Here is a 25,132-nt window from a genome sequence, read left to right on the forward strand (position 1 = left end):
GATGTCCCTGTAATCAGTACTTGATCCGCAACCCCATCCGCTGGGTTATCACTGTCGATCGGAGTAACCTCTTCTATCTCGACGGCAGGTAGTACACTATCCACCGCGGCTTCCGCCGTAACCTCGTCAGATTCATTACCCGCTGCATCTTTAATACTTACTTCAACTTCTAAAGTTTCACCTTCATTCGGCGCATCCACTTTAACGATGATTTCACCTGCAGCAATGTCATCAGCCGTCAATACTGTTTCTTCACCGTTGACGATAACACTGTCACCAGCGATTGCATCTACAGGCAAGTCAATCTTAACGTCGACTTTGCCGTCTGCATCAATTTCATCTGCGGAGATCCACTCATCGCCATTACCAATGATGACCGAATCAGGTGCTGAGGGAGCTGTAGTATCCACAGTTGCTTCAGCTTGAGTCGGATCCGACTCATTACCGTCCTTATCTTTGATAATCACATCAACTTCTAAAGTTTCGCCTTCATTCGGCGCATCCACTTTAACGATGATTTCACCTGCAGCAATGTCGTCAGCCGTCAATACTGTTTCTTCACCGTTGACGATAACACTGTCACCAGCGACTGCATCTGCGGGTAAGTCAATCGTAACGTCGACTTTGCCGTCTGCGTCAATTTCATCTGCTGTAATCCATTCGTCACCATTCCCAATCACCACTGATTCTGGTGCACTTGGTCCTTCATTCGTTTCGCCTGTCCCATTCTCAGAATCATTTCCTGAATCATGCCCTGCCCAAGCTAAAATGCCGCCTGCGACCAATGGAACTGCTGCCCAAGCCCATGGAGAAGTAGCATCACTCTCACCATATAATAGAGGCCCTACATCATTGAGTTCTGCATAGGTCGCACTTAATGCTTCACCATTAGAGCTAAACTCAACCCAGAGTAATTTATGATTAATATCATCTTGCAAGACAAGGCTATTATCTGCATCAAAAAAGCCCATTATTGTTATTAATTCACCACTCTTTAAGACAACAACAAGATTGTTACCTTCCTTTCTATATTCTTTAATATCTTCTGAAGAGATTTTAAGTTGAACGACCGAGGGGCTCTGCGCTGACAATTGTATTTTGTCTGATGCATTTACCTCGATGCCTTGGTGAGACTTTTTATCAATTAACGTAACTTTCTGATCCATGAGTACATCCTTTTTGCTAGTTTCTTTTTTAAGTATTTTGAAGCTGTAAACTGAGTCACTAAATGAAATGTGTCAGGTAGTAGAAATTGATAATTGGTCATTTGTATAAACCAATTGACTATTCGGTTTAGTTTCTAAGTTTTATATTTTTAATTATCTTAACATTGAATTTTTTTAATAAAATACATCTGTCTTATATGAAAATCCCAAAAAATGGGGATTCAAAAATTGTTTAAAATATCTACATAAAATAGTTAAAGTGGACTTGCTAAAATTTATTAATCACAATATTTATCTTTTTAAACATGAGAATCAATATTCAAAAATCACATTAAAAGCTCTATTCGTTGGCATTTTTTTAATCAAAAATAGAGGTTTTTTTGTTCTGTGAATTATATTTTTTTAAGTTTCTATTTATAATCTTATTTTTAGCTTTTTGTTATTTTATGTAAAGTCAACTAAAAAGGTTGGTTTTCTACCTCAATCAATATCGTTCTCACCAAAAATAGTGATAAAAATTTGATTTTTCACTCATAAATTGTGTCTCGTTACTGAGGAAAAAGTTAATGTTTAGAAATTCCATACATGAGACCATCTCAATAATTTTCATCTATTTTACATAGCAGAAGATCTAATGGGTTAGCCAGTTTTTACAAGGGATAAATCAAGAGCGATAAAATATTTCAGGCCCGCAAATGACTTTGCGACCCTGAAATATCCCAGTATCTATTGTTCGTTAAATATTAGATTTAGATACGGATCGAATGCTAAAAATGGCTTGTGTTCAATTGTGCATTGAAGCAAGCTATTTAAATCATTGAAAATTAAAACTTCACTAAGTCACCTTTCAACGCCACACCTGCGAGTGCCGTACCTTTCGCGCATTGGTAAGTCGTCGTACTCCGTGTTTCATTCGACTTATAGAAACTCACAAGATTGGTCACAGCATTTGCACCATTGGCTTTGGCGGTATTTTGGAATTGAATCAATGCTGAACGAAGTACATGATCACATGAACTTTCCGCAGATTTAGCAAAACCGTTGGTCTTTTTATTGGTCACTAAGCCCTTTTCAATCACCTTGCCGCCCGACTTGGTACCTGCCAAATAAAATTTTACCGAGCCATCTAACACACCATCTGCAACTGCACGATTCACTGCTTCTTGAAACTTAAAATCATACATTTTATCGGCAGCCTGAGCTGATGCAATCGCACCTAAAGACAACACAGCGACTGCACAGATTTTTTTGAATAACATGGTTCTACCCTTATCTTATTAGACACGTTTAAAAATCAAGGAGGTATTAATCCCCCCAAAAGCAAAATTGTTGCTCATCATCATTTGCGTTTCTGCTGAACGCATATCTGAAACAATATAATCCAGATCACCACAAGCACTGTCAATCTGATCTAAATTCAGCGTAGGCACCAACTGATTACGTCGCATCATTTCAATGCTCAGCCACGCTTCAATAGCTCCACACGCCCCGAGCGTATGCCCAAAATAACTTTTTAATGAGCTGATCGGTTTTTTACCCAAGATCCGCGCGGTCGCTTGTGATTCGGCAATATCCCCCTGATCGGTTGAGGTACCGTGTGCATTGACATAATCAATATCCGCGGCAGTGAGCTGTGCGTCTGTCAGTGCCAGCTGCATGCAGCGCCCCATCATTTCAGAATCAGGTCGAGTAACATGCTGACCATCGGTATTGCTGCCATAACCAACGATCTCGGCATAAATGGTCGCCCCGCGCGCTTGAGCATGTTCATATTCTTCTAAAATCAAACAACCTGCGCCCTCACCCACCACCAAACCATCCCGATTTGCATCAAACGGACGCGGGGTTGTCTCTGGATGGTCATTTTGCACACTGGTTGCTAACAACACATCAAACACGGCTGAACCGGCAGCACTGAGCTCTTCTGCCCCACCTGCAATCATCACAGTTTGTTTGCCATATTTGATCGCTTCATAAGCCTGACCAATCGCCATGGAACCTGAAGTACAGGCACTTGAAGTCGGCAGCGTTAAACCTTTTAGGCCAAAATATACCGTCATATTGACCGCACTGGTATGTGACATCATACGAATGTAGGTCGTGGCATTCAGTTGACTCATATTGTGCTGAATCAACATCGCGCCAAACTCACGTACCGCATCCACACTGCCCGCAGAGGAACCAAAGGCCACACCTGCATCGCCACTTTTTAAGATATCAGCATGCAGTAAACCCGCGTCTTCCAATGCTTTTTCAGCACATACAGCAGACATTAAGGCAACACGTCCCATGCCACGAGTCACTTTGCGGTTAAAATGCTTCGGTACGGTAAAGGACTCAACAGGACCAGCCAATTTACTGCGTAAATCAGGATAAATTTCCCAGTCGGGCATATAGCGAATGCCGCTTTTGCCTAGTGCAAATTGCTCAAAAATTTGTTCTGCGGTTTCCCCCAAAGAGGTAATCCCTGACATGCCTGTCACAACAACACGTTTCATTAGATTAGGCCTCCATTGACTGAAATCACTTGGCGGGTAATATAACTGGCATCATCACTACATAAAAACTTCACCGCTTTTGCGACTTCTTCCACCTGCCCCATGCGCTGCATCGGGATCATTTTCAAGGCGTGTTCTTTAACTTCTTCCGTGACCATTTCAGTTTCAATCAAGCCCGGAGCCACACAGTTCACCGTAATTTTGCGTTTGGCCAATTCCAGTGCCAATGCTTTGGTCGCGCCAATTAAGCCTGCTTTAGCAGCACTATAGTTCACCTGACCACGGTTACCCATGATTCCAGAGACTGAAGACAAGGTCACAATACGTCCACCCTTTTTCAAGCGGATCATCGGCATCATCAAAGGTTTCAGTACATTATAAAAACCGTTCAGAGAAGTCGAGACCACATCATCCCAGTCTTCATCGGTTAGTGCGGGGAAGGCACCATCACGGGTTAGTCCTGCATTCAACACCGCACCATAAAAAGCGCCATGCTGTGCCATATCTTGCTCTAAAATGGCAGCAATCTTTTCACGCTCATTCACATCGAACATCAGCACATGGCTGGCCTGCCCAAGCGCTTGAATATCCTGAGCCACTGCTTCGGCCTCAGACTGTCTTGAACGGGCATGTACCGTGACATCAAAGCCTGCCTTTGCCAACTCCAAAGCAATCGCTTTACCTATTCCACGACTCGAACCCGTGACTAAAATTCTTCTGCTCACACTAATTTCCCAATGATTTCATTCATATTTTCAGGCTCAAATACGCTCAACATGGCGCTGAACCGATGTTCTTGATATTCAATTTCACAATTAAACTGCCCCAAACCTTCGTGCAGATAACTTTGTTCGACTCGAATCTGCACGGTTGTGCCCAAACTAAAATAGGCACAAGGTAACTGCATTTTACGCGTTCCCAATAAAAAGCCAATTTTTGGTGGTAAGCCCTGAGCTTGTCCTTTATAGCCTGCATAGACGCTGATGGTCTGCGCCATCAGCTCAATGCTGCTCCATGTAGGCAAGCCTTCTGGCTCATAAAACATCAAATCAGGTGTAATGTTAAGTTCTGCAATGGCAAACTCATCATTGGCTTCAATCAAATGGCTCACGAAAACCATCGGTTTCGCATGCGGAATAAACTGTACTGCATCCATCATGGCAAAGCCGTCCCGAAAATTAAACTGATATTGCTGCCGCCAAAAGCAAAAGAATTACTCATCGCATAGCGAATCGATGTAGTCAAATTCGGAGCAAACACATAATTTTGCCCAGTCAAAGCACCGTCCAATTCACCTGCATGATGCAACGGTAACCAAGATTGATCCAATAAAACCTGCTGGCAAATAAAGGCTTCGATTGCACCCGCTGCCCCCAGACAGTGTCCCGTTTTATGTTTGGTGCTACTCAATGCCACAGTTGCATCTGAGAAAACGGTCTGTACTGCCTTAATCTCCATCGCATCATTTTGCGGCGTAGAAGTGCCATGCAAATTTAAATATCCGATATCGCTTGCTCGAAGCTGCGCAGCATCTAACGCTTTTTGCATCGCCTCCGCCGCCCCTCGCCCTTCTGGATGCGGCGCTGAAATATGCCATGCATCCATTGACTCACCACTCGATAGCAACATTACAGGTGCTGGTGCTTTGGACAATAAAAATAGCCCTGCGGCTTCACCAATATTGATGCCGTCACGATTAGCACCACAAGGCTGACAAATACTGCTCGATAAACTTTCCAAACTGTCAAAACCATTTAAGGTCAGCTTGCATAGAGTGTCGACTCCACCAACTAAGACCGCATCGGCCAAACCAGCATTCAACAGACGTTGCCCCGCAGCCATCGCTTTAGCCGCAGAGGAACAGGCAGTAGAAATAGTATAGGCAAGCCCTTCCCAACCCAAGTACTGTTGTAAGGCTTTGGCTAAACTGCCCATTTCTTGTTTTTGATGCTGTACGGACTGCGGTACTGACTGTTGAAACTGTGCTTTCAAGACAGGCTCATTATCCGCAATGCCTGAGGTTGACGTGCCAATAATCACCGCAAGGCGTTGTTTAGGAAACTGTGCAGTATAGGCACGAATCTCAGTTTCAATGTGTGTCAAAGCCGTTAGGGCAAAGCGTAAATTTCGTGAGTCTGCACCGCTCAAGCTTTCAGGCGCTGTTTGGAGCAAGGCTTGATCAAATGCCCCGACCCAGACCAAACGCCCCGCGATCAGATCCTCTCGTTGCGACAGGGTATTTTCGGTGTTTGTTAAGGCATGTTGAAGCTCAGCGGCATTTTGTCCCAAAGCCGACAGCGCCGCACTGAACTGAATGCCGACAGCTGAAACATGCTGTAGATTTTTAGTCATGATGGTCGCCTTGATCATCTTCTAAAGTATTACTCACCGCACTGATCACCATCTGATAAGGCACTTGCAGATTATCCAGCTCAATTGCGCCCTCATTTTGCTGAATTTTCAACACGGGCTGCTGCTGTATATAAATGGTATCGGCTTTCTGTACGACCGCATTTTGAGCAGCATGTAACGCAGCAAAATTCGGATAGGTCGCATACAGAATATCGCGTACCACATAATCAAAAGGCAACAGTTTCATCGGCTCAATCCGCTGTTCAACGTCTACCTTTTGACCATCAAAACTCAGCTTAAACAACAGCTGCCCTGTAAGGCTAAGTGCCAACATCTCAAGCGACTGTCCCCGCTGCTGCTGGTACAGTAAAAAGCTGAAACTCTGGGTTTTCCACTGCACTTCAATTTGGTCTTGGCGCTGGTAATTTTGCGCAGCCCACTGCGGGGTCGCGAGTCCCTGCGCTTTGGGGACCCAGCTTTGGCAGGCACTACAGAGCAGAGCACTGGCTAAAACCCAACTGACAGTTTTCAAGCGCAGCTTAAGTTTCATCAGTCAGCGACTCTTTTTTGGGTTGTTCTTCTCGGCAATATTCGGCCAAAGTACTTAAGCGTTGCTTGGCATTACGATGAATCGGGTTGCTCGTATCCCATGCATAACCTGCCAGTAAAGAAGCAATCATACGGCGGATTTTTTCATCTTGATTCTTTGAAAACACCACATCCTGAAATTCACCCGAATACCATGACTCAACATAGGCACGGAACACTTGAATGCCTTTACGCAGTGGCTTTTCATATTGCTCCATCCAGTCGACCGCCTGACCTTGCAGCACTTGCTCGACCAATGGTACCGCTAGACTGGAAGATTTTAAGGCAATGGTTACCCCCGAAGAAAAGACAGGATCGAGGAACTCGCCTGCATTGCCGAGTAGTGCATAGTTTCCAGATGCCAAATGTTTCACATCGGCAGAGTAGCCCACCAAAGTACGTACAGGAGTGTCATGTTTAGCATGACGCAGTACATGCGACAAACTGGCATCATCAGCCAAAATACGCTTCTGTAAAGCTTCTAAGTCATAGTCCGCACTGCCGTCATACCCGTATTTTTCAAAGAAATCTTGCTCCGCCACGATGCCAAATGAAGAGCGCCCATCGGCAAAGGGAATCAGCCAATACCATGCACGGTGGTCTTTTTCATGCACGGTAATTAAGATTTTCTCACGGTCAAACTCAGGGTCATTCAACAAACCATCTTCAATATGGGTAAAGACTGCACGGCGCACGGGAAAGTCCGACGGACTTTCTAAGTCAAGAAACTTTGGCAAAATGCGGCCAAAACCGCTGGCATCTAAGAGGAATTTGCCTTGAATTTGGTAGTTGTTGCCTTGCGCATCTTTGACCGTCAAAATCGGCTGTAAGGATGCGACATCGACCGCCAAGACTTCATGACCAAAACGGATATCTACCCCCATTTTTTCAGCTTGTTGTGCCAAAAGCTGGTCAAAGTTGGCACGTCGTACCTGCCATGTGGTCCCCGGGCCTTCACTAAACTTTTGGGTAAAGTCATAAAAACTGCGCTGTGAGCCTCTTAAAAAGGACGCACCATTTTTAAACTGAAAGGCATATTCGTCGGCATGCGCACGCACTGTCTCCAACAAACCCGCTTCTTCTAAAAACACCATACACTGTGGCAATAAAGACTCACCGATGGAAAAACGCGGAAAATATTGCTTTTCGATGACCGTGACCTGATAGCCTTTTTGGCGCAGCAAAGCTGCGGCTGAACTACCTGATGGTCCCGCCCCAATAATTAAAACATCTGTTTGTTGCATGGTGCTCATTGCACTGTACCCTTTGACTCAGCTCTTTGGCTGATATTGTTGAACCACTACATGTTTTACATCGGAAGAGGTAAAAAGCGTGGCATAAATAAATGAAAAAATAACGCCCAGTAAAACCGTTAAACCGAAACTGTGAATGGCGTAGGTATGACTGAAAGACAGCAAGCCAAAACTAAAGAAAGTCGACATCATGCACAGGAACAGAGCCATACCCACCACCTGTGGATGATCGTGTCCGTGGCGGTAGAAAATCGCATAGTCCACCCCTATCCCAATGATCAAGAAGGTACCCATAATGCTGAATAAATTAATCTCGACCCCCAGCCAGGCTTGAATCGCAAAAGTTGTCATTAAAGCCATGCTGACAGGCAACACCAAAGGCAGAATGGATTTTTTGCCATAAAGTGCTCCTAAGCCAATGGCTAAAATCATCAAAGCGCTAACTAATAGCCACTGTGCCTGCACACGATGCTGTTTAAACAATTCAGACAGTTGATGAACTGGACGTAACAGTTGTACATCCGCATTTTCAAGCTGTTGCACGGCTTTGACATCATGCACATTTTGCAGCATCACCAAACGTTGCGTCGGACTCATCTGCAAAAAATGCAGGGGATGATCTTTAAAGACGGCTTCGGTCAGCAACGGTTGGTCTTTTAAATGCGCTTGCCAGTTTAAAACATCCGCTACATTGAGCTGTAACGCCTGTGCATATTCCACTAAAGCGGGCTGAGGAATCGCCTGTAACATCGCAATATTGTGTTTTTGCTGCTCAAGCGATGGAATCCACTGCCCTAAAGCTTGTACAGCATCTAACTTTCCAGCCTGCTGTAAGGGCGCAAGTTTTGCCAGTAGTTGCTGTTCATGCTGCTCTAATTCTGCGGGTGTTCGGCCCTGTACCACAAAATATTCGCTGCTTTGCTGTTGCATAAAACGCGAACGAATATATTGATCTTCCTGCTTTAAGGTGACATCCATACTTTGTAAATTGCGGATATCATCATTGCTTTTCAGCAAGGCGAGGCTGCTGCCTGTCAGCAGTAGAATCAGTGAAATCATGCCATAACGCAGCGTGTTGCGGCTCTGCACATAACTGCGTGCTTTGCCAATAAAGCCCAGTGCACGTATCGCAGGTTCCGCATTCAGCGCAGGCAAACGTGGCAGCAGTAAAATACTGGTCACCCATGCGGCACTCAGTCCAACCATGGAAAAGACTGCAATTTGTTTAAAACCCGGAAATGGGGTAAAACTCAGCACCACATAGGCCAATAGCGTGGTCATCAACCCCACAAATAAACTCGGCAATAATGGTTTTAAAACAGAAAATCCATCCACCTGTCGGTGCTGAGACTGCATGGCCATAAAGTAAAATGAAAAATCGACACAGACCCCAATCAGACTGGCGCCAAAAACCAGTGTCATCAGGTGAATTTCACTAAAAATCCAATATGTTACCGCAAAGGCCACCAGACTACCTGTGCCCACCGCAACCATTTCCGTCAGCATGGGTCGTATCGAACGGAAACCAAACCAGACCAGAAGCAAAATCCCGATAGTCGAACCCACGCCAATGGTGGAAATTTCCTCTTTGGCAGAGTTAGTGCCGAACTGTGCAAACAGCAGCGTACCTGTCCAGTGCGGTTTAACTTGCAACTGGTTGAGTTGCTGATTGATATTTTGGATAAACGCAGCGGTCTGCTCTTGGTAGGCAATATTATAAGGGCTGTTATTGAGCTGAAGCACCATCAGGCGCGAGATACCCTGCTCATCACGAATCGTAGCAAAGCCCTGCTCTAAATTGATATCGGCATTGCTTTGTAAAGCGCTTAAACCCACTGCATAACGCGGGAACAGCAGCAAGGGATCTTGCTTGAGCATTTCAGCCGTGATCGGCATGCCGGGACTCATCAGTTGCAATAAGCCCTGCTCTGTCAGTGCGGCATCATCCTGCTCCCGCAAAATCTGCTGATCTGTCTTGGATAATAACCCCGCCTTGTGCTGATACAGCGCTTGGGCAAATTGATCAGGATCAAGCTGTGGACGAACAGGTAAAAACAGCTGACTTTGGTCCGCTTGGGTTTTGAGTACTTGCGTTGCCTGTTCGAGTTGCTGATCCGTTTTGGCATCCAACACCACAAAAACTTTGTCATTTAACTGCTGACTCACATATTGCTGTGCTTGTTCTAGATGAGCATCTTGATGTGCCTCAGGCAGCAAAGCAAAAATATTGGTCTCAATCTTAATGCCTTTATTCAGCCAAGCCGCGCCCAGTGCCAAAGCAATGACACACAGCACCAACAGCCACAGGGCGCTAAACTTATTTTGCCAATTGGAAAAGCGCATTTTCCGCAGCCGTTAAAGTTTGAGGTTGAGCCGTTTGCTGGCTAAAACGAATGATGGTGCGGTTATTGGCTTGTTCCAAAATCGTGATACGGTCCACATAACGCTGACCTTGTGCATCGACTTGGACAAAAAGCTTTTTAAATAGACTGCTTTTCGGCGTCAAGCTGACGTTCCACTGCGCCGGGCTGTAGTTGGCAGATACCACATTAAAGTTTTTAGCGAGTGCCGCTTCATTGCCCGACATTAACTGTAAAAACATCGTCGCTACAGAGCCATAAGGAGTCTTATCGACTTCAATTTGACTGCTAGTACGCTGTGTCTTTTGTACCAACTTACGCGGTGTCACCACCAAATCGGCTTTGACTGGACTTTGAATCTGCCATAGCACCCCCTGGTTTTTGCTGAACAGCACCGTGCCTTTGGACACATAGGTTTTATTCAAAGCGGCCAGTTTTTTCTGCTGCTCAAATTGGGCACGCACCACAGGCGTTGCACCGAGCTGGGCAAACACCTGCTTCAATTCAGTATTTTGTGCATTCACTGCGGGAGCAAGCAAAGTCATCACACTGGCTGTACAGGCAACGACAATCGCCTTAGAAAATTTGTATCGAATCATGCTTGCATTACTCCGCCTTAAACTCAGGCCATGCATTTAAACAGTCCAGCAACACCTGTGGTGACTGGAAGCACATTTCACGTTTTTCAATGTGCACCGCCACTTGCGAGGTATAGCCCTTGGTCAGCTTTCTGCCCGAAACTGCATCGAAAATCAGATATTCAATTTTCAGGCGGTTTTCCCATTCTTTTAAAATGGCACGCACGCGAATTTTTTGCTCAAACTCGATGCCTTGTACATAACGCACATGACTTTCAATCACCGGCCATGCATAGCCCGAGTCACGCATTTGGTTATAGTTATAGTGAAATTGATCTAGCAGTTTGCAACGCGCAATTTCAAAATATTTTAAATAATGCCCGTGCCACACCACATTCATGGTGTCGACATCATGAAAAGGCACTTCAATGATTACATCAGCATGCATGCTCATTTCCTATGAATATTGAACAGCAATGCTGTCTAACAGTTCTAACTGCTCAAAGCGATGAACCAATGCTTGAAGCTCTTGTTGCAAAGGACGATCTTCCTCTACATAGGTGAAGCTCTGAAGCACCCAGTGTTGAAATGCTGTTAAAACAGGGCTGAGTTCTGTATCTACACCTTTGAGTTTAACCGCCTGAACTGCTGCACAGCTAAGTGCCGCAACCACTTGTTCGGTCAGAGTAATGACACGACTGGCATCACGCGCAGCAATGGTGCCCATGCTGACTTTGTCTTGATTATGACATTCGGTTGAGCGTGAGAAAATTGACGCAGCGAGCGTCTGTTTCAACGCTTCTGCTGTCCATGCCGAAACCCCGATTTGCACCGCTTTAAAGCCATGATTCAGCGGTAAACGCTCAGGACTTGAGCCGGTTAAATTACGTGGCAAGCCGTTGTTCATTTTATAGTCCACCAACTGCGCCAACTGACGATCCATCAAGTCAGCAATATTCGCGATCATAATTTTCAGGCTGTCCATGGCTTGGGCAATATGTCCGCCATAGAAATGTCCACCATGCAATACCCGCAGATTGACTGGGTCAATCAATGGGTTGTCATTACTTGAGTTCAGCTCATTTTCAATAAACTGACGCAGCCACAGTTTAGAGTCTTCAAATACCCCGATCACATGTGGTGCACAGCGTAGTGAATAACGGTCTTGCAAGCGTGAACTTTGGTGTTCAGTTTGTACTTCACTGTTTAACCAGTCACGTAACTGAGCTGCAATATTTTGCTGTCCCGGATGTGGTTTTTGTGCAAACAGCACTTCATCAAAATGGCTTGGATTGCCCTCTAATGCCAAAACATTCAATGCGGTAATCAAAGTGCTGGCAAAAGAAATCTGTTCTGCTTTTTTATAGTTTAGGCAAGCAATCGCGGTCATGACCGCTGTACCATTCATCAGGGCTAAGCCTTCTTTAGGACGCATCACCAAAGGCTGCAAACCTTTTTCGTCATATACTTGTGCAATCGGCACGATTTGGCCTTGATAGTACACATCGCGCTCACCGACCAAGGCCCCAGCGATATAAGACAAAGGCGTCAGATCCCCACTGGCACCCACCGAACCTTCTGAGGGAATCACAGGAATCACATCTTCATTCAACATCCAGACCAAACGCTGTAACAAGGCATGCGAGACACCCGAATAACCGCGCGCCAAAGAACATAAACGCACCACCACAACAGCACGTGCGGTAATTAAGTCTAAGTTTTGCCCCATGCCGCAGCCATGAAAACGCGACAAATGCAGCGGCAGCTCATGCACTTGGTGGGCTGGAATTTCAACCAAGCACGAGTCACCATAACCCGTAGTCACGCCATAAATAACGCCTTCGTCTTGCAACAGCTGATCGAGGAAATCTGCGCCGCGTTGAATCAATGCTGTCCATTCAGCAGAGGCAGGCAATGCCACCTGTTTTTCTTTACGCGCTACAGCCACAACATCTTCAATACTGAGCGGAGTTTCCCCAACAATTAACACAAGACTTATCCTTTATTCCAAAAATTATAAAAATTAAACCATTGATAAGGCGCACGTATACAATGCTGTTCCAACAGTTCCACATACTGTCGTGTGGTCTGTTGCATGGCCGGTAAACGCTCTTTACGCGGCCAATTTAACTGCTCAGCTACTTGGTGAATATGCACTTCAAAATGTCTATCAACTCGATAGCAAAACACTGCCAGCACAGGAGCTTTCAATAAACTGGCCAAGATCCAAGCGCCCTGCGGCCACAGCGCTTGCTCGCCTAAAAACGCAACTGATTGTACCCGATCCGACTGCACGGGTACGCGGTCTGCCGCCACAATCACCCATTCACCTTGATCCAACTTATCCTGCAAAATCAGTGCTGTTTCGATTCCCAGCTCATCCACCGAAACCAAATTAACATCGGCATGTTCATTCAGTTTTTTTAAAAATTCATTGAATTTGGTGGCATGTTTTTGATAGACCAACACATTAATTTTCTGCGAATGCTCTGCTTTGACGGCGCGTAGCAATTCAATATTGCCAAAGTGTGACACCACAATGACCGCACCTTTTTGATAGTGCGAACGAAAGTGTGCATGACCATGTAGCTTTAAGTTCTGCTCAGGAATATGCCCAAGCCAACCTTCAATTTTATCTAAAATACATTCGCCAAATTGCATCAAATGCGTATAGCTGTGCCAAAGCTGTGGCTCAGCCTGAAACGGCGACTGCGCACCTGCAAAATGATGCAGTTTTTTTAAGTACAACAACGAAGCTTGACGCGCGGTATTGGAAAAGAGCCAATACCATAAAATCACAAAGTATAAGATGACTCGGCACAGCCAGCGCCCACCCAAACGGTAGAAACCCAGCATCAGCATCAGCGGTAACATCCCGCCCCGCTCTTTCACGGCGCTCCATTTCTGCATATGCTTCTCTGACCGCCTTAGCCTTTGACTTTCTGATAAATCAGTTTGGGGAACCGCAGCAGCATGCCACCCAATAAGCGGCTATGCGCGCGCGCCATGCCCAGATTATCCCGCCAAACATCAAAATGTGAAATGCCGCCTTCAGGGTAAACTACATGCGTGGGCAGATTGATAAACGGTACATTGTCCCATTTCAAACGCACCAAAATTTCCGAGTCAAAGCCCATCCGCGGTTGAAACTTTGCTGTATTTAAAATGTTTACCGTCTGCGCCAAAGGATAAACGCGAAAGCCACACATGCTGTCCTTAATGTCAAAAGACAGGCTGTTAATCCACACCCAAATATGCGTTGCATAACGGCCATAGAGACGTTTTTTTGGAACAGTCGCATCAAAGATCGGCTGACCAATAATCATGGCATCGGGGTGCTGGATAGAGGTGTCTAAAAAGCGTTGCACATCCTGCCAGTCATGTTGTCCATCGGCATCCAATTGCAAGGCATGACTATAACCACATTGAAAAGCATGCTTGAGACCCGTGATCACCGCCTGCCCTTTACCCTGATTATAAGTATGTTCAACCAAATCGACCCTTGGGTAGTCATGCGCGAGCTGATGTAACACTGCCGTACAAGCAGCATCACTGCCATCGTTCACCATAATAATCGGTAACTCAAAAGAGCTTAAATGTGACAATAACGCAGCCAAATAATGCGGATGGTTATACACAGGAATCACAAAGCAGTGTTTCATTTTAGTCTCTCGGCTTAAACGTCTGACGGGACAGCAAACAGCAAACGTCCGGATGCCAATATTTTGTCATGATTTTTCAGCTCAAAACTGACCTTATGCGCTTTTCGGCTGAGCACCAGTTCCACCGCTTGATAGGGCTGGATCAGTCCCTGAAATTTTAACTGTTCAAAACCGTTACACCACAGTAAATCTGCCCAGTTTTGTTTGGCAAAATGCTGAATAAATCCTATTTGTCCTACACCCGGATAAATCGGGAAGTTCGGAAAATGGCCTTTAAAGCATTCCAACTCTGGAATAAATTCTAAAGCATAACTGATCTGCGTATCCTGAGACTGCTGCGTCAATACCACAGGCAAGGTCATCGGCTGAAAGAGTGATTTTAAATACTGTTTATTCAGCTTCGATTGTGCATTTTGTGGCATTTGCGTTAAGAACCGCCACTGCCGCGGAATCGCAATGCTTTCCAACTTCTGCTGTAATTGCTTTTTCAGCTGTACGGTAAATGCCGCTTTGCCCTTTTCGGTGAGCAGCCCCCGAGCATCCTCGGTCAACACTGCCACCACCGCCAAAATCTGACGCTGTTCTTTTTCATGAATTAGGACATGGCACTGCTGTATTTCAGTCAACTCAGCGAGTTTCGCTTCAATCGCATCGAGACTTAAACGCTTTTCTTCAAGTTTGACAATGCGGTCTAAACGCCCCAATAACTGGAATGGACTTTTGGGATTGTCTGCACCCACGACCTGCACTTTATCTCCGGTCAAAATCCAATCCGCGCTAAAGGCATGGTTGGTTTTAACGGCTAACTCTTGCTGCTCGGCGCAGTTAATTTCGACATTGGCAAAGGGTGTCCATAGTGCATCATCTGCCTGACGGTGGGCAATCCCGCCTGTTTCAGAACTGCCAAACACTTCGGTAATCGGGCGGTTCAGCAAAGGTCGTACGCCTGCATCCAACTTTCCGCCAGAGGAATAGACCCGATGGCAATCATGTAACACCACATCTGTAGTCCAGCGCTTCAACAAAGCGGGGCTGGAAATCAGATAATTGGGCAGTTGCAGATGGGCAATTTTCTTTTGAACATCAATCACATCTTCAGGGAAAGCCAGTTGTTTTTGATAGAAACTGCGCCCACTGGCTAAGGGCCACAACAGCTTAAACAACAAACCATAAATATGTTGATGGCTCACCGTAGCAATCGCGACCGCCTGCTCAGGCAAGTCAAAACTGGCTTCTAAACCACAAACTTCATTGAAAAGCTGTTGCAAGCTGCGCGGAATCTTTTTCGGCTGCCCAGTTGAGCCCGAAGTATAAAAGTACAGCTGAGCCTGATTGAAAAAAGCAGCATCAAATTGAAGCTCGAAGGTTGGCGTTACTGTTGACGACAAACGTTTTAAAAAATAAATCTGCTGTTCAGCCAATTCTTTTTCTAAGTCACTGACCCGATGCGGTGGCAACAGCACTTGCTTACCTGCTTGCAACGCCGCAAACAACAATACTAAAAACTCATAACTGTCTTCTTGCCAAAGCGCCCATACAGGCTGTTCCAACGGCTGAATTTGCGCAGCCTGTTCAGCCACATCCAACCAAAAAGTGTGAAAGGAAACGAAACTTGAGTCCGCCTGAATACACAAGGGACGCGATGAATGGAGATGGTGTTGAAAATGACAAGACATAAAATTTGTTTTTAAAAACCGTATTTCTAATCGCTATAGTTCGAGGCCCTGTTTCAGCTGCCCTGACGGAAACGCTGCTATTTCTGTGCCTGATGCAGTCGCTGCTGGCGTTTGCGCAACACAAATTCACCCAGTAACAACCCACCCATCAAGACATAAGAGATCAAGCCGTTATATAGCACCCAAATCTTCATTGGTGCGAAAAAAACGGTGATCAAGGCAATGATCGCATTGATGCAGAAAAACCCACACCAAACTTTGGTGACTTGACGGGTCCATTCTACCCCTTCTTCGGGCAAATTGGGTTCTGCCAAACGTGCAAAACGTTCAATCATCGAAGGCGGTCGAATCAAGGTGCTGGCAAAAATAAACAGCGCCCCGAGACTCATAAAGACAGGATAAAGTTTAAGCCATGCATGATCTTTTAAAATCAAACTCAGCCCGCCACATAAAATCGCAAAACCTGTCAATGGCCACAGCAAAGTATTACCCTTGCTGAATAGACGCAAGACGCCCAGTGCAATCAATACCGCACTGACCCAGACATACTGTCCATACGCCAAAGCATAAGCCACAAAAAAAGGATAGAGGATCAATCCGACCCCTGCTATCCCTTTTAAAATGTTGTTCATGCAGCCGACATATTCTGAATCACGACCACCACATCTTGAACGGTACGCACATTTTTAAAGTCTTCAGGATTAACTTGTTTGCCTGTCAGTTCTTTAATTTTAACAACTAAATCAATGGCATCAATACTGTCGACATCGAGGTCTGAAGCTAGGTTTGATTCTAACTGCACATCTTCAGGCGCAATTTCAAACAGCTCTTCCATCCACTCACGTAATTTTTCTAACACGGTTTCTTGTGCAAGCATAGCAACCTCTTATGCTGTTTTCTGTGCTTCAACCAAAGCCACTAAGCTTTGAATTGATTTAAAATGTTCTTTGGTTTCTGCAGATTCTGCATTTAGATGAATGCCATAGCGCTTTTTCAATGCCAAACCCAGTTCTAAAGCATCAATCGAGTCCAAACCCAGACCATCACCAAACAAAGGTGCGTCTGTATCAATATCTTCAATACGGATGTCTTCAAGAGCGAGGACATCAATAATCATTTGCTTTAATTCATCAGCAAGATTGCTCATTTAGGGATAACTCTTGGTTAAAAAACCACTGTAATTGTTGATTTAATTGACGCACATTTTTGGGATTGACCGTTACATCATCCAATACGTCTTCCACTCGGATCGCATCCAACACTTTTACATGGATATGAAAAGGCTGTTCTGGAATGTGATACCACTTTTCATTTTTGGTCAGGGTTGATGGCGTGCAGCTAATCAGCACGGGGCGAATCGGCACACCAGCACGCAGGGCAATATTGGCCGCACCGCGCTGAAAGTCATTCAGCTGCTCACCTTTTGCTGTCCGTGTCCCTTCAGGAAAGATCAACAAAGATGCCGCGTGATCTTGCTGTAATTTGTGTACACAGTCCTGAATAAATTGTTCAGAACCTGCATTTAAAATATAGCCTGCGCTTTGTACAGGGCCTTTGGTAAATGGATTTGACCACAACGCCTGCTTGACCACACAGTTTGCTTGTTCCATTAAACCAATTAAAACCACCACGTCAATCAGTGTCGGATGATTGGCAATCACCAACTCCTGCTGGCTGTGCTGTAGTTTGTCTAAGCCTTCAACCGTATAGGTCATGATGCCCAGTTTCACCATCATTTCGGTAAAACCTTTAAAACTGTGTTTAATCACCTTTTGAGTGCGCTGCTTTTGAACTTCGAGGTCTGATGAGCTCAGCTTGACCAATGGTGCAATCAAACCACCAATCGCCACGCCGCCCAAGCCAAAGCTGGCAAAGCTAAACCCTGTCGCTCCAACGCGCCATGCATAGTTGGCTTTTTGCTTGATTCGATTTAATTTCAGCATTTCGTCCACGCTTCAGATTCAGTTTGCTCAGCATTAGTCCAAAACGCGTTAAATGCTAAAGCCTGCTGATAAGCTGGCGCTGCATCCGTATGCTTTGGCGTCAACATCAAATTGGCAGGTGCTAATGAAATCATCGCTGACATCGCAAAAGCAGCAAATGACTGATGCTCGATATAAATGCCCGGCAAGGCTTCATCATAATATACCAGCAAAACCTGACGAGCTTCTGGTCTTGTTTTTAACCACGCATAGGCTTCAATCAGCCCATCATTCCACGAGCCCGCCAAACTGGTCGCAGGTGTCGCATCCTGACATAAAATGGAATATAAACCTGAAATTGCATTATGGACCGACGTTGAAAACTGCGTCGGTGAAGGGGTTTGCTCGCTTAACACATCTTCTAAAATATTTAGTGTTTTTGCTTCATCGCCATATTGCGACACCCAAACAATATAATCGACATTGTGGATGTCTAAAGTCTGTATTGCGCTATTCAAAGCCAACTTTGCTAGGCGCGATAAGCGTCGGCGTTGCATCGCAGGAATGTGTTCTATAGCTGATAATTCTTGATCAACCAAGCTCATATTCAAGCGGGATACGTGGAGTTGCATCATCATGATCAGTGTTTAAAAGTTGATAAATTATCAGGCGCGGAATTATAGCACTGAGCCACATTTTTCACAAAAAATAACAAGCGCTGACGGGTTCAAAAAAGGAGGGTACCGCAACACCGATCCTCCCCCTTAAAACAAGAGCAACTAGAGGTAATATTGCGTTCTTTTCTTGGCAAATTTATCCAATTGTTTTAAAAAGCCTTCAAAATAATCTTTCTCTTTTTCCTCAGTACGATAGCCTGCATAGAGAGTCCGACGTAAACCTTCAGGCGCTACGCAGTCCAAACGACGCGAAGTCACCCAACCCTTTTGTTCATATTCGTTCACCACCCAATCGGGTAATGCCCCTATGCCACGCCCACTGGCCACCAACTGAATCAGCATTTGGGTGAGGTCGGTGGTACGGATCTGTTTCGGCAGAATATTGGCTGGAATAAACAGACGCGACATAATATCTAAACGGTGTTTATCCACTGGATAGGTCACCAAGGTTTCTTCAGCAAGTTCTTGCACGGTAATGTCTTTGGCACGAACCAAAGGATGGGTATTGGATAAAACCAAACGCGATTCATACTCAAAAATCGGGAAATACTCCACCCCTTTTAATGCAATCGGGTCGGCCGTAATCAATAAATCAAACTCACCCGTCTGCAATAACTCATGCGGATTGGCCTCAAAACCTGAAGCAAAGTCCAGATCAACATCTGGATATTGTTGGCGATATTGATTTAACAACGGCATTAACCAATCGAAACAGCTATGACACTCGGAGGAAAAAGTAATGCGTCCTGTTTGACCATGCACAATACGGGTGATGTCGCTTTGTGCAATTTGTACCTGCGGCAATACTTCATCAGCCAGTTTTAATAAACGCTGACCCACATTAGAAAAGCTAACGGGCCGACTACGACGGTTCACCACCTCCACCCCAAACCACTGGTCTAACTCACGCAACTGGTGTGATAAAGCTGAAGGTGTTAAGCATAGGTCTCCTGCAGCAGCCACCAATGAGCCATGCTCTCTTAAAGCGGTTAAGGTTTTTAAATGGCGGAGTTCTAACATCTGGCACAGCCCAATTCTTTAATCTTGATGGATGTGGCATAGCTTAACCGATAAAAGCGATATTTGATTATTTTTTTTCACCTTAATTTTCTTTTAATTAGTTTATTTCATTTTAACTTCTATGATCTGCAACGAAAATAGTCGCCCCATTTACAGAGAATGAAAAAATTTAAGTATTTAAATTCACACTCTTCATGATCCATACATGAGCGCCAACTGAAGTAAGGCTTTCTTTTATAACTGTGGATGAATTTTAAGACTATCTCTTGGTCATTCCTAGGTTGAAGCGTGATTCCTTCAGTTTTTAAGAGGTACAACGACCGAATCCAGCCGACCGAGGTCCTATTTAACTCGTACCCATGCCCCGAATTCTCGTGATATGCCTACTTTGATATAGCGAAATCATTTGACCGCAAGCAGCATGCTCTTGTACCTGAGTTAAATTCAGTTCAAATATTGAGAACTGATGATTTTAATCTTTTATCCAAATTGAGCAGGCTAAAGCGTTGAAAAAACATAAAGTACGGGCGAGTAAAACTTCTTACAGCCCTATTCGGGCTTTTTTATGTTCCACGTGAAGCATTATATAAATATCGAATCAAAGTCACTTGTCTCTCAAAATGATGAGATGCCAAACAGAACATACAAAAACAAAAAAGCTTCCAAGATAGGAAGCTTTTTTAAATCTTAAATTTAACCATCAATCGTGAGCTTTAAAATCTCAGCTTTGGTATAACCACGTTCTTTTAAAAGATGTTGAATAGCTTTTTTCTCATCTTGATCTTCAAGGAATTTGCAGCGTTGGATCAAACGCATATCGGTCTCATACTGAAAGTTATGACGACACTCCAATTCCTTATTAGAAGGCGTAGTAAAAAAATGAACCACAGCTAGATACTCTCTTTCATGCTGTTGAAGTGGCCCGCCTTCAACGAATACCTATCTAACACAACTGTTAAACACCCTTTGGGTAAATGATGACGAATCTCGCTCCATTATGCAAGTTTGGGCCTCTCAAATGTTCTCTCTCTACTCATCTACAGCGCTCAAAGCAGGTCTTAATCACCCACCAAAGTCGATTTTAATCATGAAAATTCATCAGCTCATCCTGAAAATTCTTCATCCAATCGCCGTTGATCCGCGCATTAGACGTTTTAAACTGTCTGGTTTAAATAGATAAAAATCATTCAATATGTCGAAGCTCGAACGTCAGAAACTTACCCTCCCCACAGGTCATGACAAACTGCTCTTGCATTCCTGCTGTGCACCTTGCTCAGGTGAAGTCATGGAAACCCTGATTGAATCAGGTATCGATTTTTCTATCTTTTTCTATAACCCCAACATTCACCCTGTAAAGGAATATCTGATTCGCAAAGAAGAAAATATTCGCTTTGCAGAAAAACATCACATTCCATTTATTGACTGTGATTACGACACAGACAACTGGTTTGCACGTGCCAAAGGCATGGAAAATGAGCCAGAGAAAGGGATTCGTTGTACTATGTGTTTTGATATGCGTTTTGAACGGACGGCTTTATATGCAGCAGAACATGGCTTTAGCCTGATCAGCAGCTCTCTCGGTATTTCCCGTTGGAAGAATATGCAACAGATCAATGAGTGCGGGCACCGCTCTGCTTCACATTATGCAGGCATTCACTACTGGGACTATAACTGGCGCAAACATGGCGGTGCGGTACGCATGCTGGACATCAGCAAACGTGAAGAATTTTATCAACAAGAGTATTGCGGCTGTGTGTATTCACTGCGGGATAGCAACCGCTGGCGCATGAGCCAAGGCCGTGAACGCATCAAACTCGGACAAAAGTTCTATTCCAATGCCATGGATCAGGACAGCTGATTTTAGCCCGCAGCCTCCACATACCAATTTTTCCAAGAGCTGGTTCCACGCACCGCAATCGACACGGTCGGAATTAGCTTTTCTTTTAAGATCTTGGTTTGTCCAACGGCTTTGGCTAAGCGTGCTTTGACGGAATGAATACATTCACGGTCACCAAATTCACAGCGGTCTAAGCTGGTTCCACCACAGGGCCCATTGGCCAAGCCTTTGGGACAGGTTTCAGGACAAATATACAGGGTCTCACCTAAACGGCATTGACCACAACTTTCGCAGCCCACCACCGCATGCTTACTCAAATGCTCTGTTTTCATTAACGCTTGGTTGGCACGCGATCGCTCCCAAACATTGAAATTAAAAATAAACCGCCCCACCCCTTTGGCCAGTTTAGATTCAAATAAAGCATCATGCATCAAATGCAGATGTTGGTACTTAATAATCTGACTTGAGGTCGCAGGCCGTGAATAATAAGCCAGCTTCGGATGAAACTCTGTACCAGTTTGCACCTGCCAAAGCGTATTCCAAAGTCGATCACACTCAGCAAAACTCAAGTGCCGATATGCTTCAATATAGCCTTCTAGCAACCTTTGTTCTTTAGGCTGATGGCAAGCCGATAAATGCACCCCCACAAAACCCAAATGTCGACACATTAGAATCTGTAATGCGCAGCGCACATAAACGCGATCACTTAAACTTTGTTCTTTTTCCTGTTGCAACACCTGCAACATATGCGGGGTGATCACAATGCCAGCCACTTTATGTTTCAGCATAAACTTGGCCCGTGGCAAGGTCAGTGGCATGACACAGGCTAACATTTTCTGAGCATACTGATGCTGCGCTAAAAATGCATGTGCATCTTGTAAAGCAGTCATGTCATAGCCCAATTGGGTAATCACATAATCGGCCCCTGCTTTCATTTTTTTATGCAGTTTTAAATATTGCGCCTCTTTTTCCGCTTCAGCATATTTAAACGGATTAAACGCCACACCAATATGAAAACCGCCTTGGCGTTTGGCTTCCATAACAGCATTCACGGACTCCAAATAACGTGTCCGCGGCTCTAGGTCGTGGCTATGGTGGTGCTGTTTTAATTTATCACCCGTTAAGAGTAACAAGTTATTTTGACCCTGTATTTTTGCATCTTGCAAAAACTGCTCAAAGTCTTGTATATCCCGTGCCTTCCCCGAAAAGTGAATGACTTTTTCAATCTCTTGTGGATACTGTTTGGCGACTTGTAAAGGTGCTTCATCGTCATCCGCATGTACCCGATCGGCCAGCGTCATAGCAGCAGGAAAACCTGCAAATTGAGTTTTGACAGACCACTGGGCTTGGTATGCGCTTAAGTATTCAACCAAGACGCAAAATTGTTGCTGTGCAAAATATTGAGCAAGTAGGGACATTACAGGAGAAATAATCCAGAGGATTAAAAAAGAAGAATTATATCAAAAAATCAAAAATAGTTGACGAATCGTCTGATTGTTCGCTACGGCATATTCAATATTTTTTGACTCTCCCTACCCGATGAGTGAACGCAAATATCCACCTTGATCTGATTCATTAGTTGCAGCCCCCCGCTAAAACTGAACCTGAGGGTCAAATTCAAAAAAAAACGACTTGAGCGCTCAACCACACGCCGCCTATAGCACAACAATTATCTAGATCATCCATTGACTAAGCGGATTAATCTATTTTCGATAAAATTATTCTTTTTTATGCTTTTCAATTGTTTAAAGACTAAGCATATTTCAGCTTATTTAAAATCAAGGCATCTTTTCAAGCTGAGATTGACTGTGTATAACAATGGACGACTCAAGGAAATGATTCGCACATAGGCAAAAGCCTGAAAAAAGCTTAAACTATGTGCCAATGAAAACAAATGATATGTCGTCCATGGCGACAACGATGAAGGTGAAGGTTGATGCCGCTCAATACCGTTGAAGAGCTAGTTGCAGATATCCGTGCAGGTAAAATGGTTATCCTGATGGATGACGAAGATCGTGAAAATGAAGGTGATTTAGTTATCGCAGCGACCCATGTTCGCGCAGAAGACATCAACTTTATGATCACCCACGCACGTGGTTTGGTGTGCTTAACGCTCAGCCGTGATCGCTGTAAACAATTGAATCTACCATTGATGGTCGATGCCAATGGCGCACAACATGGCACCAACTTCACGCTCTCCATCGAAGCGGCAGAAGGTATTTCTACAGGGATTTCACCTGCAGAACGTGCGCATACCATTCAAACGGCAGTAGCGGCACATGCCAAACCATCAGACATCGTTCAACCAGGACATATTTTCCCATTGATGGCGCAGCCTGGTGGTGTTCTACACCGTGCAGGTCATACCGAAGCAGGTTGTGATTTGTCTCGCCTAGCAGGTTTAGAGCCTGCATCGGTCATCTGTGAAATCATCAATGAAGATGGCACGATGGCGCGCCGTGCCGATCTTGAAATTTTTGCCGAAAAGCATGGCTTAAAAATTGGCACCATCGCGGATCTGATTCACTACCGTATGACCAACGAACAAACGGTTGAACGGATTGATCAGCAAAGCATTGATACCGAATATGGGACATTTGACTTATATCGTTACCGCGAATTAGGCAATCCAGATATTCACTTGGCTTTGGTGAAAGGCGAACCAAAAGAAGGGGTAACCACCGTTCGTGTCCATGGTTTCAACCCTGTTCGCGACCTGCTCAAGCTCAACAAAAAAGACGGTGAGCCAGCATGGAATCTTGACAAGGCCCTGCAAGAAATCGCAAGCAGCGATCGGGGTGTTTTAGTCTGGATTGGTCAGCGTCATTTACAAGACTTAGGCCCAGCCTTAGACAGCCTTACAGCACCAAAACCAACCAAATCCAATGCTGCTTTATCTCAGCAGTACCAAACCATTGGGGTGGGCGCACAAATTTTACGTGATTTAGGCGTAGAAAAGATGAAGCTTTTGAGCTCACCTTTACGCTTTAATGCACTCTCTGGGTTTAATTTAGAAGTGGTGGAATATATCACCGCACATCAAACAACTTAAAAAATCATCGAGGTTGCTATGGCAATTCGCCGTATTGAAGGTATGTTACATCTCGCTAGCGAAGGCCGTTATGCGATTTTAGTGGGTCGTTTTAATAGTTTTGTTGTCGAACATCTATTAGAAGGTGCAATTGATACATTGAAACGTCATGGTGTATCAGAGGATAATATCACTGTTGTTCATGCACCAGGCGCGTGGGAACTCCCTGTCGTGGCTAAAAAATTAGTGACGTCTGAACGCTTCGATGCCATCATTGCACTGGGTGCTGTGATTCGTGGTAGCACACCGCACTTCGACTTTGTTGCAGGTGAATGTGCCAAAGGTTTAGGCGTGGTTGGCCTAGAATCTGGTCTTCCAGTGATTAATGGTGTATTGACTACGGATAGTATTGAACAAGCGATTGAACGCTCGGGTACAAAAGCAGGTAATAAAGGCGGCGAAGCTGCTCTTACTGCAATTGAAATGGTTAACTTGTTAAAGGCTATTTAACG

At 44.7% G+C, this 25,132-nt stretch carries 25 protein-coding genes and 1 pseudogene; 3 read left to right on the plus strand and 23 right to left on the minus strand.

Features of this window, described 5'->3' with window-relative positions:
* The 22 genes and pseudogenes from RR876_RS12210 to RR876_RS12315 all read right to left on the minus strand — a co-directional run.
* A pseudogene (locus RR876_RS12210) lies at positions 1-971 on the minus strand (hypothetical protein); the annotation flags it as partial.
* Positions 972-1,990: 1,019 nt separating this feature from the next.
* Positions 1,991-2,425 (minus strand): hypothetical protein, encoded by a 435-nt coding sequence (locus tag RR876_RS12215; protein WP_004684337.1) that lies wholly within the window; start codon positions 2,423-2,425, stop codon positions 1,991-1,993.
* Between the two features lie 18 nt (positions 2,426-2,443).
* Entirely contained in the window at positions 2,444-3,664 is a 1,221-nt protein-coding gene (locus RR876_RS12220; protein WP_332477726.1) for a beta-ketoacyl-ACP synthase, read from the minus strand.
* On the minus strand, positions 3,664-4,389 hold the full coding sequence (locus RR876_RS12225) for a 3-ketoacyl-ACP reductase FabG2 (protein WP_332477725.1): 726 nt from the start codon (positions 4,387-4,389) through the stop codon (positions 3,664-3,666). Before RR876_RS12225 ends, RR876_RS12220 begins: the two co-directional genes overlap by 1 nt.
* Positions 4,386-4,823 carry a 3-hydroxylacyl-ACP dehydratase gene (locus tag RR876_RS12230; protein ID WP_332477724.1) on the minus strand — a complete coding sequence of 146 codons (438 nt, stop codon included), beginning with the start codon at positions 4,821-4,823 and terminating at the stop codon, positions 4,386-4,388. Before RR876_RS12230 ends, RR876_RS12225 begins: the two co-directional genes overlap by 4 nt.
* Positions 4,820-6,016, minus strand: coding sequence for a beta-ketoacyl-[acyl-carrier-protein] synthase family protein (locus RR876_RS12235; RefSeq protein WP_332477723.1), 1,197 nt, complete (start codon positions 6,014-6,016; stop codon positions 4,820-4,822). Before RR876_RS12235 ends, RR876_RS12230 begins: the two co-directional genes overlap by 4 nt.
* On the minus strand, positions 6,009-6,566 hold the full coding sequence (locus RR876_RS12240) for a DUF3261 domain-containing protein (RefSeq protein WP_332477722.1): 558 nt from the start codon (positions 6,564-6,566) through the stop codon (positions 6,009-6,011). Before RR876_RS12240 ends, RR876_RS12235 begins: the two co-directional genes overlap by 8 nt.
* Positions 6,556-7,857, minus strand: coding sequence for an NAD(P)/FAD-dependent oxidoreductase (locus tag RR876_RS12245; RefSeq protein WP_332477721.1), 1,302 nt, complete (start codon positions 7,855-7,857; stop codon positions 6,556-6,558). The genes RR876_RS12240 and RR876_RS12245 overlap by 11 nt, the downstream gene beginning before the upstream one ends.
* An 18-nt stretch (positions 7,858-7,875) precedes the next feature.
* Positions 7,876-10,200 (minus strand): hypothetical protein, encoded by a 2,325-nt coding sequence (locus RR876_RS12250; RefSeq protein WP_332477720.1) that lies wholly within the window; start codon positions 10,198-10,200, stop codon positions 7,876-7,878.
* Positions 10,175-10,762 carry an outer membrane lipoprotein carrier protein LolA gene (locus RR876_RS12255; RefSeq protein WP_332477770.1) on the minus strand — a complete coding sequence of 196 codons (588 nt, stop codon included), beginning with the start codon at positions 10,760-10,762 and terminating at the stop codon, positions 10,175-10,177. Before RR876_RS12255 ends, RR876_RS12250 begins: the two co-directional genes overlap by 26 nt.
* Positions 10,763-10,823: 61 nt before the next feature.
* Positions 10,824-11,243 (minus strand): acyl-CoA thioesterase, encoded by a 420-nt coding sequence (locus RR876_RS12260; RefSeq protein WP_004684321.1) that lies wholly within the window; start codon positions 11,241-11,243, stop codon positions 10,824-10,826.
* A 9-nt stretch (positions 11,244-11,252) separates the two neighbouring features.
* Complete coding sequence (locus tag RR876_RS12265) at positions 11,253-12,785, minus strand: aromatic amino acid ammonia-lyase (protein ID WP_332481884.1); 1,533 nt, start codon at positions 12,783-12,785, stop codon at positions 11,253-11,255.
* A 5-nt stretch (positions 12,786-12,790) separates the two neighbouring features.
* Positions 12,791-13,705 (minus strand): acyltransferase, encoded by a 915-nt coding sequence (locus tag RR876_RS12270; RefSeq protein WP_332477717.1) that lies wholly within the window; start codon positions 13,703-13,705, stop codon positions 12,791-12,793.
* 17 nt (positions 13,706-13,722) lie between these two features.
* On the minus strand, positions 13,723-14,457 hold the full coding sequence (locus RR876_RS12275) for a glycosyltransferase family 2 protein (RefSeq protein WP_332477715.1): 735 nt from the start codon (positions 14,455-14,457) through the stop codon (positions 13,723-13,725).
* A gap of 14 nt (positions 14,458-14,471) precedes the next feature.
* On the minus strand, positions 14,472-16,133 hold the full coding sequence (locus tag RR876_RS12280) for an AMP-binding protein (RefSeq protein WP_332477714.1): 1,662 nt from the start codon (positions 16,131-16,133) through the stop codon (positions 14,472-14,474).
* 77 nt (positions 16,134-16,210) lie between these two features.
* On the minus strand, positions 16,211-16,765 hold the full coding sequence (locus RR876_RS12285) for a septation protein IspZ (protein ID WP_332477713.1): 555 nt from the start codon (positions 16,763-16,765) through the stop codon (positions 16,211-16,213).
* Entirely contained in the window at positions 16,762-17,010 is a 249-nt protein-coding gene (locus RR876_RS12290) for an acyl carrier protein (protein WP_005012586.1), read from the minus strand. Before RR876_RS12290 ends, RR876_RS12285 begins: the two co-directional genes overlap by 4 nt.
* Positions 17,011-17,019: 9 nt before the next feature.
* Entirely contained in the window at positions 17,020-17,280 is a 261-nt protein-coding gene (locus RR876_RS12295) for a phosphopantetheine-binding protein (RefSeq protein ID WP_005012584.1), read from the minus strand.
* A complete protein-coding gene (locus tag RR876_RS12300) occupies positions 17,264-18,076 on the minus strand; it encodes a lysophospholipid acyltransferase family protein (protein ID WP_332477712.1) in 813 nt (270 codons plus the stop codon). The genes RR876_RS12295 and RR876_RS12300 overlap by 17 nt, the downstream gene beginning before the upstream one ends.
* Positions 18,070-18,690 carry a beta-ketoacyl synthase chain length factor gene (locus RR876_RS12305; protein WP_332477769.1) on the minus strand — a complete coding sequence of 207 codons (621 nt, stop codon included), beginning with the start codon at positions 18,688-18,690 and terminating at the stop codon, positions 18,070-18,072. The genes RR876_RS12300 and RR876_RS12305 overlap by 7 nt, the downstream gene beginning before the upstream one ends.
* A gap of 144 nt (positions 18,691-18,834) precedes the next feature.
* Positions 18,835-19,752 (minus strand): LysR family transcriptional regulator, encoded by a 918-nt coding sequence (locus RR876_RS12310; RefSeq protein WP_004983930.1) that lies wholly within the window; start codon positions 19,750-19,752, stop codon positions 18,835-18,837.
* 693 nt (positions 19,753-20,445) lie between these two features.
* The gene (locus tag RR876_RS12315; protein WP_004684300.1) at positions 20,446-20,568 is read right to left on the minus strand and encodes a hypothetical protein; all 123 of its coding nucleotides are present in this window, start codon (positions 20,566-20,568) and stop codon (positions 20,446-20,448) included.
* A gap of 376 nt (positions 20,569-20,944) precedes the next feature.
* Between RR876_RS12315 and RR876_RS12320 the strand changes: the two genes are divergently transcribed.
* Positions 20,945-21,610, plus strand: coding sequence for an epoxyqueuosine reductase QueH (locus RR876_RS12320; RefSeq protein ID WP_159126969.1), 666 nt, complete (start codon positions 20,945-20,947; stop codon positions 21,608-21,610).
* Positions 21,611-21,612: 2 nt separating this feature from the next.
* Here RR876_RS12320 and RR876_RS12325 read toward each other — a convergent pair whose 3' ends face one another.
* Positions 21,613-23,007, minus strand: coding sequence for a methylenetetrahydrofolate reductase C-terminal domain-containing protein (locus RR876_RS12325; protein WP_332477711.1), 1,395 nt, complete (start codon positions 23,005-23,007; stop codon positions 21,613-21,615).
* Positions 23,008-23,525: 518 nt separating this feature from the next.
* Between RR876_RS12325 and ribBA the strand changes: the two genes are divergently transcribed.
* Together ribBA and ribE are read left to right on the plus strand one after the other, a co-directional pair.
* Complete coding sequence (gene ribBA / locus RR876_RS12330) at positions 23,526-24,641, plus strand: bifunctional 3,4-dihydroxy-2-butanone-4-phosphate synthase/GTP cyclohydrolase II (protein ID WP_004983924.1); 1,116 nt, start codon at positions 23,526-23,528, stop codon at positions 24,639-24,641.
* An 18-nt stretch (positions 24,642-24,659) separates the two neighbouring features.
* A complete protein-coding gene (gene ribE, locus RR876_RS12335; protein WP_332477710.1) occupies positions 24,660-25,130 on the plus strand; it encodes a 6,7-dimethyl-8-ribityllumazine synthase in 471 nt (156 codons plus the stop codon).
* The last annotated feature ends 2 nt before the right edge of the window (positions 25,131-25,132 follow it).

The organism is Acinetobacter sp., from assembly GCF_036666595.1.
Lineage (GTDB): Bacteria > Pseudomonadota > Gammaproteobacteria > Pseudomonadales > Moraxellaceae > Acinetobacter.

Excerpts from the sequence above, each read along its gene's own strand:
- RR876_RS12215 (WP_004684337.1), bottom strand. The coding sequence starts at position 2,425 with ATGTTATTCAAAAAAATCTGTGCAGTCGCTGTGTTGTCTTTAGGTGCG.
- RR876_RS12220 (WP_332477726.1), bottom strand. The coding sequence starts at position 3,664 with ATGAAACGTGTTGTTGTGACAGGCATGTCAGGGATTACCTCTTTGGGG.
- RR876_RS12230 (WP_332477724.1), bottom strand. The coding sequence starts at position 4,823 with ATGATGGATGCAGTACAGTTTATTCCGCATGCGAAACCGATGGTTTTC.
- RR876_RS12235 (WP_332477723.1), bottom strand. The coding sequence starts at position 6,016 with ATGACTAAAAATCTACAGCATGTTTCAGCTGTCGGCATTCAGTTCAGT.
- RR876_RS12240 (WP_332477722.1), bottom strand. The coding sequence starts at position 6,566 with ATGAAACTTAAGCTGCGCTTGAAAACTGTCAGTTGGGTTTTAGCCAGT.
- RR876_RS12245 (WP_332477721.1), bottom strand. The coding sequence starts at position 7,857 with ATGAGCACCATGCAACAAACAGATGTTTTAATTATTGGGGCGGGACCA.
- RR876_RS12250 (WP_332477720.1), bottom strand. The coding sequence starts at position 10,200 with ATGCGCTTTTCCAATTGGCAAAATAAGTTTAGCGCCCTGTGGCTGTTG.
- RR876_RS12255 (WP_332477770.1), bottom strand. The coding sequence starts at position 10,762 with ATGACTTTGCTTGCTCCCGCAGTGAATGCACAAAATACTGAATTGAAG.
- RR876_RS12260 (WP_004684321.1), bottom strand. The coding sequence starts at position 11,243 with ATGCATGCTGATGTAATCATTGAAGTGCCTTTTCATGATGTCGACACC.
- RR876_RS12270 (WP_332477717.1), bottom strand. The coding sequence starts at position 13,705 with ATGCAGAAATGGAGCGCCGTGAAAGAGCGGGGCGGGATGTTACCGCTG.
- RR876_RS12275 (WP_332477715.1), bottom strand. The coding sequence starts at position 14,457 with ATGAAACACTGCTTTGTGATTCCTGTGTATAACCATCCGCATTATTTG.
- RR876_RS12280 (WP_332477714.1), bottom strand. The coding sequence starts at position 16,133 with ATGTCTTGTCATTTTCAACACCATCTCCATTCATCGCGTCCCTTGTGT.
- RR876_RS12285 (WP_332477713.1), bottom strand. The coding sequence starts at position 16,765 with ATGAACAACATTTTAAAAGGGATAGCAGGGGTCGGATTGATCCTCTAT.
- RR876_RS12290 (WP_005012586.1), bottom strand. The coding sequence starts at position 17,010 with ATGCTTGCACAAGAAACCGTGTTAGAAAAATTACGTGAGTGGATGGAA.
- RR876_RS12295 (WP_005012584.1), bottom strand. The coding sequence starts at position 17,280 with ATGAGCAATCTTGCTGATGAATTAAAGCAAATGATTATTGATGTCCTC.
- RR876_RS12300 (WP_332477712.1), bottom strand. The coding sequence starts at position 18,076 with ATGCTGAAATTAAATCGAATCAAGCAAAAAGCCAACTATGCATGGCGC.
- RR876_RS12305 (WP_332477769.1), bottom strand. The coding sequence starts at position 18,690 with ATGATGCAACTCCACGTATCCCGCTTGAATATGAGCTTGGTTGATCAA.
- RR876_RS12310 (WP_004983930.1), bottom strand. The coding sequence starts at position 19,752 with ATGTTAGAACTCCGCCATTTAAAAACCTTAACCGCTTTAAGAGAGCAT.
- RR876_RS12315 (WP_004684300.1), bottom strand. The coding sequence starts at position 20,568 with ATGCGTTTGATCCAACGCTGCAAATTCCTTGAAGATCAAGATGAGAAA.
- RR876_RS12320 (WP_159126969.1), top strand. The coding sequence starts at position 20,945 with ATGTCGAAGCTCGAACGTCAGAAACTTACCCTCCCCACAGGTCATGAC.
- RR876_RS12325 (WP_332477711.1), bottom strand. The coding sequence starts at position 23,007 with ATGTCCCTACTTGCTCAATATTTTGCACAGCAACAATTTTGCGTCTTG.
- ribBA (WP_004983924.1), top strand. The coding sequence starts at position 23,526 with ATGCCGCTCAATACCGTTGAAGAGCTAGTTGCAGATATCCGTGCAGGT.
- ribE (WP_332477710.1), top strand. The coding sequence starts at position 24,660 with ATGGCAATTCGCCGTATTGAAGGTATGTTACATCTCGCTAGCGAAGGC.